Annotated in this window: 14 protein-coding genes and 1 pseudogene; 6 read left to right on the top strand and 9 right to left on the bottom strand. The window is 72.6% G+C overall.

Features of this window, described 5'->3' with window-relative positions:
* Window positions 1-1,376, top strand: a 1,376-nt coding sequence (locus K4G64_RS35975; RefSeq protein WP_221760091.1) for a carboxylesterase/lipase family protein, incomplete at its 5' end; no start/stop codon positions are given.
* A 10-nt stretch (window positions 1,377-1,386) separates the two neighbouring features.
* Here K4G64_RS35975 and K4G64_RS35970 read toward each other — a convergent pair.
* The 4 genes and pseudogenes from K4G64_RS35970 to K4G64_RS35960 form a co-directional block, all read right to left on the bottom strand.
* The gene (locus K4G64_RS35970) at window positions 1,387-1,956 is read right to left on the bottom strand and encodes a hypothetical protein (protein WP_221760090.1); all 570 of its coding nucleotides are present in this window, start codon (window positions 1,954-1,956) and stop codon (window positions 1,387-1,389) included.
* 13 nt (window positions 1,957-1,969) lie between these two features.
* A pseudogene (locus tag K4G64_RS40800) lies at window positions 1,970-2,775 on the bottom strand (hypothetical protein).
* A 257-nt stretch (window positions 2,776-3,032) separates the two neighbouring features.
* On the bottom strand, window positions 3,033-3,224 hold the full coding sequence (locus K4G64_RS35965; RefSeq protein WP_185007207.1) for a DUF397 domain-containing protein: 192 nt from the start codon (window positions 3,222-3,224) through the stop codon (window positions 3,033-3,035).
* Window positions 3,208-4,047 (bottom strand): helix-turn-helix transcriptional regulator, encoded by an 840-nt coding sequence (locus K4G64_RS35960; RefSeq protein WP_221760089.1) that lies wholly within the window; start codon window positions 4,045-4,047, stop codon window positions 3,208-3,210. The genes K4G64_RS35965 and K4G64_RS35960 overlap by 17 nt, the downstream gene beginning before the upstream one ends.
* A 112-nt stretch (window positions 4,048-4,159) precedes the next feature.
* Between K4G64_RS35960 and K4G64_RS35955 the strand changes: the two genes are divergently transcribed.
* Window positions 4,160-4,405 (top strand): hypothetical protein, encoded by a 246-nt coding sequence (locus K4G64_RS35955; RefSeq protein WP_221760093.1) that lies wholly within the window; start codon window positions 4,160-4,162, stop codon window positions 4,403-4,405.
* Window positions 4,406-4,416: 11 nt separating this feature from the next.
* Here K4G64_RS35955 and K4G64_RS35950 read toward each other — a convergent pair whose 3' ends face one another.
* The 3 genes from K4G64_RS35950 to K4G64_RS35940 all read right to left on the bottom strand — a co-directional run bounded on the left by K4G64_RS35950 (window position 4,417) and on the right by K4G64_RS35940 (window position 6,865).
* The gene (locus K4G64_RS35950) at window positions 4,417-4,881 is read right to left on the bottom strand and encodes an SRPBCC family protein (RefSeq protein ID WP_221760088.1); all 465 of its coding nucleotides are present in this window, start codon (window positions 4,879-4,881) and stop codon (window positions 4,417-4,419) included.
* Window positions 4,882-4,948: 67 nt separating this feature from the next.
* Window positions 4,949-5,884 (bottom strand): N-acetylmuramic acid 6-phosphate etherase, encoded by a 936-nt coding sequence (murQ, locus tag K4G64_RS35945; protein WP_221760087.1) that lies wholly within the window; start codon window positions 5,882-5,884, stop codon window positions 4,949-4,951.
* Between the two features lie 45 nt (window positions 5,885-5,929).
* Entirely contained in the window at window positions 5,930-6,865 is a 936-nt protein-coding gene (locus K4G64_RS35940) for a MurR/RpiR family transcriptional regulator (protein ID WP_221760086.1), read from the bottom strand.
* 55 nt (window positions 6,866-6,920) lie between these two features.
* Here K4G64_RS35940 and K4G64_RS35935 point away from each other — a divergent pair, with 55 nt between their 5' ends.
* Window positions 6,921-7,304 carry a hypothetical protein gene (locus K4G64_RS35935; protein ID WP_031103587.1) on the top strand — a complete coding sequence of 128 codons (384 nt, stop codon included), beginning with the start codon at window positions 6,921-6,923 and terminating at the stop codon, window positions 7,302-7,304.
* Window positions 7,305-7,311: 7 nt separating this feature from the next.
* Window positions 7,312-7,599 (top strand): DUF4031 domain-containing protein, encoded by a 288-nt coding sequence (locus K4G64_RS35930; RefSeq protein ID WP_221760085.1) that lies wholly within the window; start codon window positions 7,312-7,314, stop codon window positions 7,597-7,599.
* On the opposite strand, the gene K4G64_RS35925 is transcribed toward K4G64_RS35930, so the two are convergent.
* Window positions 7,569-8,648, bottom strand: a complete 1,080-nt coding sequence (locus K4G64_RS35925) for a GNAT family N-acetyltransferase (protein WP_260461448.1) — start codon at window positions 8,646-8,648, stop codon at window positions 7,569-7,571. The two genes, K4G64_RS35930 and K4G64_RS35925, sit on opposite strands and share 31 nt — an antisense overlap.
* Window positions 8,649-8,658: 10 nt before the next feature.
* Window positions 8,659-9,330, bottom strand: a complete 672-nt coding sequence (locus tag K4G64_RS35920) for a hypothetical protein (RefSeq protein ID WP_221760084.1) — start codon at window positions 9,328-9,330, stop codon at window positions 8,659-8,661.
* A 46-nt stretch (window positions 9,331-9,376) separates the two neighbouring features.
* On the opposite strand from K4G64_RS35920, the gene K4G64_RS35915 reads away from it, so the two are divergent.
* Window positions 9,377-10,057 (top strand): maleylpyruvate isomerase family mycothiol-dependent enzyme, encoded by a 681-nt coding sequence (locus K4G64_RS35915; RefSeq protein ID WP_221760083.1) that lies wholly within the window; start codon window positions 9,377-9,379, stop codon window positions 10,055-10,057.
* Window positions 10,058-10,159: 102 nt separating this feature from the next.
* Window positions 10,160-10,473, top strand: a 314-nt coding sequence (locus K4G64_RS35910; protein WP_308122581.1) for a copper homeostasis protein CutC, incomplete at its 3' end; no start/stop codon positions are given.

The raw sequence follows: 10,473 nt of genomic DNA, 5'->3' as shown, positions 1-10,473 counted from the left end.
CCGCCCAGCCCTGGGACGGCATACGGGAGGCCCACGCCTTCGGCCCGCCGCCCCCGCAGGACCTCGGCAACCTGGGCGGCCCGGGCCTGCTCGACCTTCCCGAGGGCGACGACTGGCTCACGGTCAACGTCTGGACGCCCGAGCCCGACCCGGCGGCCCGCCGCCCGGTCATGGTGTGGATCTACGGCGGCGCCTACAAGCTCGGCCACTCCGGCAGCCCCGGCTACGACGCCCGGCACATCGCCGCCGACGGCGACGTGGTGGTCGTGTCCCTCAACTACCGCCTGGGCATGGAGGGTTTCGCGCACATCGAGGGAGCGCCCGCCAACCGCGGACTGCTCGACCAGGTGGCCGCGCTGGAGTGGGTGCGGGACAACGTAGAGGCGTTCGGCGGCGACCCCGACCAGGTCACGGTCTTCGGTGAATCGGCCGGCGCCGGCTCGGTCGCCTCGCTGCTCTCCATGCCGCGCGCGGCCGGGCTGTTCCGGCGGGCGATCGCCCAGAGCGTGCCGGGGACGTTCTTCTCCGACGCGCTCGCCCGGGACATCGGCACGGCCCTCGCCGCCGAGGTGGGTCTGCGCCCCACGGTCGCCGACCTCTCCACGATCGCCCCGCACCGGCTGACCTCGGCGGGCGAGACGCTGAGCGCCAAGATGCTCCAGCACATCGACCGCTGGGGTCAGGCGGCTCCCACGGTCACGCCGTTCGCCCCGGTCGTCGATGGCGAGGTCCTGCCGACGAGCCCGTGGCAGGCGCTGCGGTCCGGATCGGCGGCGGACATCGACCTCCTCGTCGGCCACAACCGCGACGAGTACCGCCTCTTCATCGCCCTGGCCGGACAGCTCGGCCAGATATCCGACGAGAGGGCGGCCTCGGCCCTGAGCCTCTTCGCCCCCAGCGGTGAACAGCCGTATCGCGACGCCTTCCCCGACGCCTCCCCGAGCGAGCTCTACGAACGCGTCCAGACGGACTGGCTGTTCAACATGCCGTCCCTGCACCTGGCCGAGGCGCAGCGCGCGGGCGGCGGCAGCGCGCACGTCTACGAACTGACCTGGCCGGCCCCGGGCAACGGCGGTGCGCTGGGTGCCTGCCACGCCCTGGACATCCCGCTGCTGTTCGGCACGTACGGGGCGGACCTGGGGCTGCTGCTGTTCGCGGGCGCGGAGCCGTCCGCCGAGGCCCTGGCGCTCTCGTCCCGCTTCCGTGCCTCCTGGACGTCCTTCGCGAGGTCGGGCGACCCGGGCTGGCCGGCGTACGACGACGAGCGGCGGCTGGTGCAGGTGCTGGACGCGGAGCCGGAGGTGCGGGCGTACCCGGAGGAGCGGTCGCGGCGGCTGTGGGAGGGGCACGAGTTCCTGCCCCTGCCGCTGCTGTGAGCCCGGGCCGCTACAGGTTGCCCATCGGTTCGATGTCCACCCGCACCGGCGTCCCCCACACCCGCAGCACCTCGTAGTCGGTGAACTCGTGCACCAGGCGGTACGCCATGGCGGCCCGGGGAGCCTTGCGCTGGGCGTTGATGAACAGTTCGGCCTCGCGTCGGTCCCGGCGCGGGGTGCCGCACAGCTGCCAGGTCTGACCGTTCCACAGCTCCGCCAGCCAGCGCTGCTGGGGCTGGGGACGGTCGCCGCGCACGCCGTAGCGGGACGGCGCGGGCTCGGCGGGCCGGTGCTGCGGGGCGGGCCCGTTGAACTCCGCCCGGCGGGCCGCCCTGCGCCGCGTCTCGCACAGCAGGCACAGATCCGGGGCGGCCTCGTCGACCGGGCCGTTCGGGTGCTCGGGGCAGCGGGTAGTGGGCGCGGCCGTGGTGACGCTGTCCTCCAGGAGGTCCAGGGCGCGCTTCAGATCGGCCTTGACCTCGTGCAGCTTGGCGTCCGGGGTGTCGGCGGACAGGGCCTCCCCGTGCTCCCCGAGCAGACGGAGGGCGCGGCCTAGGGCGGTCAGCTGGGCGTGGTTCATGAGTCCATTGTCGTCAGTCGGCGTAGTCGTGGCGTCGTCGGGACATCGCCGCTCGGATTCCGGCCGCGTGGGCGTGGACCGTGGGGGCGGAAAGGGGTGCGGCTGGTTGCGCGGGGGCGCGTTCGCCCCGGCATGCGCCGCAACGTCCCCCTGGCAGGGTTTCCGGACGCCCCGGGGCTCCGCAGTTCGCGCACTCCAGGACCCGCAGGGGTGGGCGTGGAGTGGGTGGGGGCGGAAGTTTGCTGGTCAGGCGGTTTCGGACCAGGGCGGCGGCGTGGTGGACGGGTGTCGGCAGGCCGGCGGTGAGGGCGCGCAGTACGTCTTCCTCCGAGGCGCCCCGCTCGAACCAGTCCGTCACGAGTGGGGCGAGGGTCGCGCAGTCTGCCTCGGAGAGGGAAAGGACGGGTGCCGTGCGGCCGAGGGCGGCCAGGAGGGTGTGGGCGCGGGAGCGGGTGGGGCGTGCCGCCTGAGGCCGTGGTGGCTCGCCACGGGTGAACGCCGTCCACCAGTCGTCGTCCCTGGCGGTACGGGACCACCACGATCGGGTGATCCAGCGGGAGCTGCCGTCGTCCGCCGTCACACACTCCCGGCCTCGGCGCAGGTGCCCTGCCTGCTGGATCCGGTTGAGGGCGGTGCCGAGGGCGCACTGTCCGTACGGGAGCTGCTTGGACAGCGTCTTTACGGAGATGTCCGCGCCGTCGGGGAGCCGGTCCAGGTAGCGGCGATGGCGGCTTCGCGGGGTGGGAGGTGGGCGAAGTCGTGGTTCGTGCGCGGGGGTTGCTCGGGGGTCGCGCGTTTGCCATAGCCGGGGTTGGCCATGGGGTGCGCGGACGGGGAGGCGGCACTAAAGTTGGCGTCAGCCATGGGATCGCTCTTTTCGGTCTCGATCTCGATGGTTAAGCCCCCGCAGGTGTTGGTAGCACCGGGCGGGGGCTGTTGCTTGTCGCGAGAACGTTAGAGGCAGGTGACTGTCCGTGGCAAACCGGCTGCGGCGCGTCAACTCACCGGGTGGGAGGGTGGGTTGAGACCCTCCATCCATTCCTTGAAAAGAGAGCTCGAAGCTCGGATCCCGAAGCTCAGGCCGTCTCGTCCTTGAGGTTCTCGACGAAAGCGGACCAGGCGGTGGCCCGGAACACGAGCTTCGGGCCGTGGGGGGTCTTGGAGTCGCGGACGGGGATGACATCGGGGAATGCCTGGGTGACTTCCAGGCAGTTGTCGCCGGTGCCGCCGCTGTAGCTGGACTTGTACCACTCAGGCGTGTTCCTCATGGTCGTAATCCTGCGCCATCGCATCGAGGAGGGCCAGGGACTTCTCAGGCGAGAGCGCCGAAGCCGTGAGGAGCTCGAAGTAGAGCCTGTAGCGCGCGACGGTGGCGGGGTCGTCCTCCAGTTGCCCGGTGTCGACCCCTTCCAGGTAGGCGAGTGGAGGGGCGTCGTCGAAGTCCATCACCCTGACGCACCCCTGCATCCCCGGGTGAGCCCCTGCGTCGAACGGCAGCACCTGAACGATGACGCGGTTCCCGCGGATCAGGCCGATGAGGTGGCGTAGAGCCGCCGCCATCACCTCCGGCCCGCCCGTCGCGCGGCGCAGTGCGGCCTCGTCAATCACCGTCCACAACAGAGGCTTTGTTGGATCGCGGAGAATTCGCGCCCGCTCCATCCGGCCTGTCACCAGCGCCTCGATGGCCTCGTCTGCCGCTGAGGGTTGGTAAGCGCGGCTGACGGCTCGTGTGTAGGCGGGTGTCTGGAGCAGTCCGGGAATCAGCATCGATGTGTACTCCCTGATGGCCGAGGCCTGGGTCTCCACCTCTGCTGCTTCTGCGAAGTGCGCGCGGTACTTGGACTTTGCCGCCGCCGCACAGTTTCGCTGGAAGAAATCCTCCGTCCCCAACACCTCGTCCAGCAACCGCGCATACTCCCGCTGCAGCCTCCGCGTCCCCGCCTCCAACTGCCCGATGAACGACCCGCTCACGAACAGCCGTTGGCCCAAGTCCTCCTGGCTGAGGCCGGCCTTCTCGCGGGCGTGGCGGAGTTCGGCGCCCAGGAGGGCCCGAGGGGAGGAGGACGGGTCGAGGTCCCTGGAACCGGGCATGGGCAACTCCCTGTCTTACAGATCGGTTGTTGGACCGCCGTATCTGGCCAGGTTAGAGACGCGTCGGCCACGCTGTGTGGTGAATCACCAACTCAGCGTGGAGGTAGGAACGGTGCGTTCGACCGAAGAGATCGTGCAGTCGCTGCGGGACGCCCTCGCCGGAGTCGGGGTCGTGCTGCCGTCGCTGGGCGTTGATCCCGTGACCGGCGCGAGCGACGAGCCGTACGCGCTGGTCGATCTGGGGCGCTGCAACGTACGGACGGCCGAGCACCTCACCGACGTACTGCGCTCGCTGCCCGCGCGGGAGGCACTGCGGGCGCGTGTGAGGCAGGTCAACCGGGCGCCGAAGCCGAGGTGAGGTGCGTCGACTCAGCCGTTGCGCTCCTCCACCGCGGAGGCGATGTCGTCGAGATCCTTCTCGATGGCCTTGCGCACGGCGCGCGCCCCCACGCCGCCGAGAAGCCTGGCGAGGAACCCCCGGGCACCGCCTCCCGGCTCCGCGCCGAACGTCATCCGTACCGTGGTCGCCGACGGACCGTCTGCCCGCAGCTGCCACTCCGAGACGTAATGGGTGCCCTGCGAGTCGGCCTCCACGACATAGCGATCGGGCGCCTCGCAGGCGGTGACCCACATCTCCTCGGTGGCCTCCTTGCCGAACATCCGCCGGGTCTCCCGCCACCGCGTGCCGACCTCGAAGCCGCCCTCGGTGAGGACCTCGACCCTCGTGACCCCGCTGAGCACGCGCTCCATGTCTGCGAGGTCCGTCAGGGCCCTCCACACGGCACTCTGCCCGGCGGCGATCCGCCGTTCCACGACGACGCTTCTGCTGCTCATACCCCCATGAAAGCACCGGGGGCCGACAATCGGTCGACGGCCCGGTGGCCCGGCGGCAGCACACCCCCTAGCGGCGGCACGCTCTCAGGGCCGCGCGCAGGTGGCCGTCGGACTCCTCCAGCAGCCTGGCCGCCGTCGGTCCGTCGACGTCGGCCAGCAGGGCGAGGATCGCGTTCTTGACCTCGCCGTCCGTGGCGGTCAGGGCCCGCTCGATGTCCTCCTCGGCGGCACCGGTGGCGAGGGCGACGATGCGGTGGGAGCGGGCGCGGAGCTTGTCGTTCGAGGCGCGGACGTCGACCATCAGGTTCCCGTAGGTCTTGCCCAGCCGGATCATCGTGATCGTCGAGATCATGTTGAGGACGAGCTTCTGCGCCGTGCCGGACTTCAGGCGGGTGGAGCCGGTGAGCAGTTCGGGGCCGACGACGATCTCGATGCCGTGGTCGGCGGCTGCGGCGAGCGGGCTGCCGGGGTTGCAGGCGAGGCCGATGGTGAGGCAGCCGCGGTCCCGGGCGTACTCGACCGCGCCGATGGCGTACGGGGTGCGGCCGGAGGCGGAGATGCCGACCACCGTGTCGTCGGGGGTCAGGGCGAGGGCCTCCAGGTCGGCCCTCGCCAGGTCCCGGGAGTCCTCCGCGCCCTCGACCGAGGTCACCATGGCGTCCGGGCCGCCCGCGATCAGGCCGACGACCCGGGAGGGGTCCGTGTTGAACGTGGGCGGGCACTCGGAGGCGTCCAGGATGCCCAGCCGGCCCGCCGTGCCCGCGCCCGCGTAGACCAGACGGCCGCCCCGGGCCATCCGCTCCGCGACGGCGTCGATCGCGGCGGCGATCTGCGGCAGCCGGGCCGCGACCGCCCCGGCCACGGTGGCGTCCTCGCCGTTCATCAGCCGGGCGATGTCGAGGGTGGGCAGCCGGTCGATGTCCGCGAGCTCCGGCCGGAAGGCCTCGGTGGTCAGGGACTCCAACTCGGTTCTGAGATCACGGGGGTGGGAGGTGGAGGTCATGAACGGCTCTTTCCGTGTCTTCCGGTGCTGGGCGGGGCGGCTGCCTCAGGAACGGTGCCGGTGGGCCAGCGCCTCGTACGACGCCGACAGCGCGGGCGCCGCCGTCTCGTACGTCCGCTGCGCCACCCCCACGAACAGGCAGTCCACCACGAGGAGCTGACCGGTCCGGGACGACATGGCCGCCGGACGCAGCTCGCTCTCGCGTGCGGTGGACGTGGTGAGGACATGATCGGCGTACTGCGTGACCGGGCCGGTCGGGCGGCCGGTGATCGCCACCGTCGTCGCCCCGCGCTCGAAGGCGACCCGCAGCGGCTCGATGACGTCCCCCGTCGACCCGGAGTGCGTGATGGCGATCGCGACGTCGCCCGCGCGCAGTTGCACGGCGTTGGTGACGGCGAGGTGCGGGTCGCTGTGGGCGTGCGCCATCAGCCCTATGCGCAGCAGCTTCTGCGTGAGGTCCTGGGCGACCAGGCCGGACGCCCCGACGCCGTACACATCGGTGCGGCGGGCCGTGGTCAGGGCGGTGACGGCCGCGCCCAGTTGGACGGTGTCGAGCCCGGCGGCGGTGTCGGCGAGGGTCTGCTGCTCGTCGTAGGCGAGCTTGGCGACCACGTCGGAGATCGGGTCGTCCACCGCGATGTCCGTGGTGATGGCGGGGGCGCGGCCGGACTGCTGCTGCGCGGCGAGCCCGGCGAGGGCCAGGCGCAGGTCCCGGTAACCCGGATAGCCCAGCAGGCGGGCGGTGCGTACGACGGTCGCCTCGCTGGTGCCGGTGAGCTCGGCGAGGCCGGTGACCGTGAGGGCCGCGCAGCCGGCCGGGTCGCCCGCGACGGCCTCGGCGACGCGCTGCATGGACCGCGTCATCGACGGGCCCAGCGTACGGACCTTGGCCGCGAGGGCGGCCGGGGCGGGCGGGGCGCCGCTCGCGCCCGAGGGGCCGCCGCGCTCGCGGGCGAAAATTTCCTTCACGTCTCGGGTCACGATTGAAAGATATTTTCGGGGCGGCGTTCGGGTCAAGAGTGCGCACAATGGGTGCATGGATCCCATCAGCCCCCTGGAGCAGGCGCTGCACGCCGCGCGCGCCCTCGTGCTGGCCGACCTCGTCGCGGGACGCGTCGCCGACGCCGATGTCGTCTCCCTGGTCGAGGAGTCCGTCAAGCAGCGCCGATGGTGGGTCGAGCAGTGGCCCGAGGGCGCCCGGTACGTGGCCGGCCTGGTCGCGCAGGACGTCCAGGACTCCCTGCTGGAGCGCTACGGCCGCTGGCCGCTGTGCCCGGTGTGCGGCGCGGGCGAGCCGCACGCCCTCGACGTGGAGCCGGAGTTGGGGCCCGACCCGCACTGGGTGTGCAGCGAGGCGGGCGTGAAGGTCGCCGCCGTGGGATCGCTGGGCGAGGCCATCGGCGGGCCGGCGTCCTCGTGAGGCCCGTGTGACGATCTACATCGACCCGCCGGCCTGGCCCGGCCACGGCCGCCTGTGGTCCCACCTCGTCAGCGACGTCTCCTACGAGGAACTGCACACCTTCGCCGCCGGCCTCGGCGTCCCCCGCCGGGCCTTCGAACGCGACCACTACGACATCCCCGACCGGCGCTACGCCGACGCGGTGCGGGCCGGGGCGGTGGAGGTCAGCAGCCGCGAGGTGGTGCGGCTGCTGCACGCGTCCGGGCTGCGGCGGCCCAAGGGGCGTTATCCCTCGCCGGGACCGCGCAGCTCGTAGGTCAGGTGCTCGGGGTCCTCGGCGACCTGGGTGAAACCGGCCCGCGCGAGCACGTTCTGCGAGGGCGTGTTGCCCCGCTCGACGTTCGCGACGACGGTCCGCACCTCGGGCCGGTCCAGCGCCCAGCCGGTCAGCGCGCGCAGCGCCTCGGTGGCGTAGCCGTGGCCGCGGGCGCCGTCGACCAGGTCGTAGCCGACCTCGACCCGGCCCGCCCCGTCCGGGACGCCGTGGAAGCCCATGGCGCCGATCGCGCGCTCGTCCTCGCGCCGGACCAGCACGTACATGCCCCACTCCGGCCGGTGGACCCCGTCCTCGTACTGCTTGTACACCAGTCCGGCGCCGACCCGGGTGCCCTCGACCGGGCCGCCCTCGATCCACTCGAAGCCGCCGTCGCCGACCGTGGACAGATCGGTGGCCGCGGCCGGGGTGACGCCCTGGAGCGTGATCCGCTCGGCGTCGATCACCAGGTTGTTGTTCCAGCGCCACTCGGTGAGCGGGGCGCGGCCGTCGAGCTCGCCGCGACCGGTGGCCCACAGCAGGGTCGGCCACGGGGCGGGTCCCGGCTGGACGTGCGGGAAGATCCGGCCGAGCACGAAGTCGCACAGCTCGGGCGCCGGTTCGTACGACAGGCCCAGCCCCTCGGCGATGTCGTGCGTGTGCAGCAGCACCTCGACCACGCCCATCGCGGCGAACCCCTCACGGTTCGCGCTGCGGAACGGATACGGATGGAAGGCCCGTACGTGCCGCGGGGCGGTGCGGATCGCGGCGGCGAGCAGGGCACCCGTCGTGCCGATCACCCGCAGCACGTCCCCGTTGCCCGAGTTCTCCTCCATCGACAGCTCGAACGGCGAGTACCCGTCCTGTTCCCGCCCCGCCAACTGGCCCGCGTACGCGACGAGGCACTCGGCGACGTGCACCGCCGTCTCCCGGCAGTCCCACTCCAGCCGCCCGGCCCGCGCCCCTTCCCAGTCCCGCTCCGCGACCGCCCCCAACAGCCCCACGCACTCGGCGACGGCCTGCTCCACCTGTTCGGCTCCCGTTGTCCACATGGTGGGCAGCCTACGAGGCGTCCTGGGGCGGGGGCGACAGCATTTCCAGCTCGGCGGTGAGGTTGTAGCGGGCCGTGGCCTCCCACTTCGCGGCGCCGTACGGCGTCCTGAACAGGTGTGGGAGGTCCAGGAGTTGGCGCAGGATCGCGGCGCGGCCCTCGCGGAAGGCGTCGCTCGGGACGAAGTGGTACTCCTCGCGGACGGCCGTGGTGTAGGCGGCGTACGCCGACGGGGGCGAGGCGAGGATCGCGAGGTCGGCGTCGCACAGGACCTGGCCGTCGGGGTCGTCGTCGGCCGGGTCGTGGGTGACGGTGAGCCGGACCAGGCGGGCCACCTCGGCGGTCTTCGCGTCCGGGACGCCGGCTTCCGCGAGGGCCCGTTCGGCGAGGCGGGCCGAGCGCTCCTCGTTCTCGGAGCGGTCGGGCAGGTAGACCGCGTCGTGGAACCAGGCGGCCATCCGGACCACGTCCGGGTCGCGTGCGTACCGCTCCAGTTCGTCGACACGGTCCAGGACCGCCGTGAGGTGCTCGACCGTGTGGTAGCGGCGCTGCGGCTCCTGCCAGCGGGTGAGCAGGGCCTCGGCGTACGGCGCCGGGTCCGGGCCGCCGGCCGGGCCCCGGGCCGCTTCCAGAGTGCGGGCGAAGCGGGTGCGCAGGGAGTGCGAGGAGTCGAGGTCGGACATGGGGGCATTCTCCCGCCGGGACGGGTCGGGCACCTAGCGTGGGGGGATGACGACTCCTGCTGATGTTCCTGATGTACGGAACCCCGAGCAGCCCGGGCGGTTGCTGACGATCGAGCGTGAGGCGCTGATCCCGCTGCTGCGGGGCCGGGCCGGGGAGGACTTCGCGCGGCCCGTCGCCGCGTGTCCGGGCTGGACGGTGCGGGACGTGCTGGCGCACAGCTCGGCCACGCTGACGCGCGTGGTGGAGGGCCGGTTCGAGGAGGGCGTGTTCTCGCCCGAGGCCAACGACCGGGACATCGCCGAGCGGGCCGGCTGGAGCGACGCGCAGGTCGTCGACGAGCTGGAGCGGGGGATGGGGGCGGCCGGGCCCGTGATCGCCGGGGCCGACGGGAAGCTGGACGGTCTCGCCCTCGGGGAGTGGGTGCACGCCGGTGACGTGCGCGAGGCCCTCGGGGAGCCGGGGGCGTACGGCGGGGCCGGGCTGCCGGACGCGCTCGCGCTGCTCGCGCGGATCACCCGCGAGCGGGGGCACGTGGCGGTGCACGCCGACCTCGACGACCTGGACGAGCCGCTGCGGCTGGGGCAGAGCGGCGGGGAGCGGCCCCCGGGCCGTTTCATCGGAGACGGGCCGACGCTCGTACGGCTGTACGCGGGGCGGCCGGTCGACGGGGTTCCGGCGTTCGAGCTGGCCGGGGTGGAGGCGAAGGAACTGAACATCTTCGGTTGAGCCCGCCCCCGGGGCGTCGGAGGCGGCGTGGATGGGCAGCGTAGTCTTGATTGGACTAGACCTGTCATCTGAAACGCCGACGCATGCCGACGAAGGGGCCCCATGAGCAAGCGTGCAGTCCTGGAGGTGATCGCCCTCGGAGTCGAGGACGCGGTCGCCGCCCAGGAGGGAGGCGCGGACCGCCTCGAGCTGGTCACCGACATGGCGGCCGACGGGCTCTCGCCGTCGGCCGCCACCGTCGCCGGGATCCGGCGTGCGGTCGACATCTCCCTGCGGGTGATGATCCGGCTGGCGGACGGGTTCGCGGCGGGGGATGTCGAACGGCTGGTGCGGGTGGCCGGTGAGCTGCGTGAGGCCGGGGCGGAGGAGTTCGTGCTGGGGTTCCTCGATGCCGGGGGTGTGGTCGATCTGGGGGC

The sequence above is a fragment of the Streptomyces sp. WAC04114 genome (assembly GCF_019733245.1).
Classification (GTDB): Bacteria; Actinomycetota; Actinomycetes; order Streptomycetales; family Streptomycetaceae; genus Streptomyces; species Streptomyces massasporeus_A.
The sequence above is the reverse complement of the archived record's forward strand: the minus strand, read 5'-3'. Positions and strand labels throughout refer to the sequence as shown.

Excerpts from the sequence above, each read along its gene's own strand:
- K4G64_RS35935 (WP_031103587.1), top strand. The coding sequence starts at position 6,921 with ATGGATCCCATCAGCCCCCTGGAGCAGGCGCTGCACGCCGCGCGCGCC.
- K4G64_RS35950 (WP_221760088.1), bottom strand. The coding sequence starts at position 4,881 with ATGAGCAGCAGAAGCGTCGTCGTGGAACGGCGGATCGCCGCCGGGCAG.
- K4G64_RS35925 (WP_260461448.1), bottom strand. The coding sequence starts at position 8,648 with ATGTGGACAACGGGAGCCGAACAGGTGGAGCAGGCCGTCGCCGAGTGC.
- K4G64_RS35960 (WP_221760089.1), bottom strand. The coding sequence starts at position 4,047 with ATGCCCGGTTCCAGGGACCTCGACCCGTCCTCCTCCCCTCGGGCCCTC.
- K4G64_RS35915 (WP_221760083.1), top strand. The coding sequence starts at position 9,377 with ATGACGACTCCTGCTGATGTTCCTGATGTACGGAACCCCGAGCAGCCC.
- K4G64_RS35965 (WP_185007207.1), bottom strand. The coding sequence starts at position 3,224 with ATGAGGAACACGCCTGAGTGGTACAAGTCCAGCTACAGCGGCGGCACC.
- K4G64_RS35920 (WP_221760084.1), bottom strand. The coding sequence starts at position 9,330 with ATGTCCGACCTCGACTCCTCGCACTCCCTGCGCACCCGCTTCGCCCGC.
- murQ (WP_221760087.1), bottom strand. The coding sequence starts at position 5,884 with ATGACCTCCACCTCCCACCCCCGTGATCTCAGAACCGAGTTGGAGTCC.
- K4G64_RS35970 (WP_221760090.1), bottom strand. The coding sequence starts at position 1,956 with ATGAACCACGCCCAGCTGACCGCCCTAGGCCGCGCCCTCCGTCTGCTC.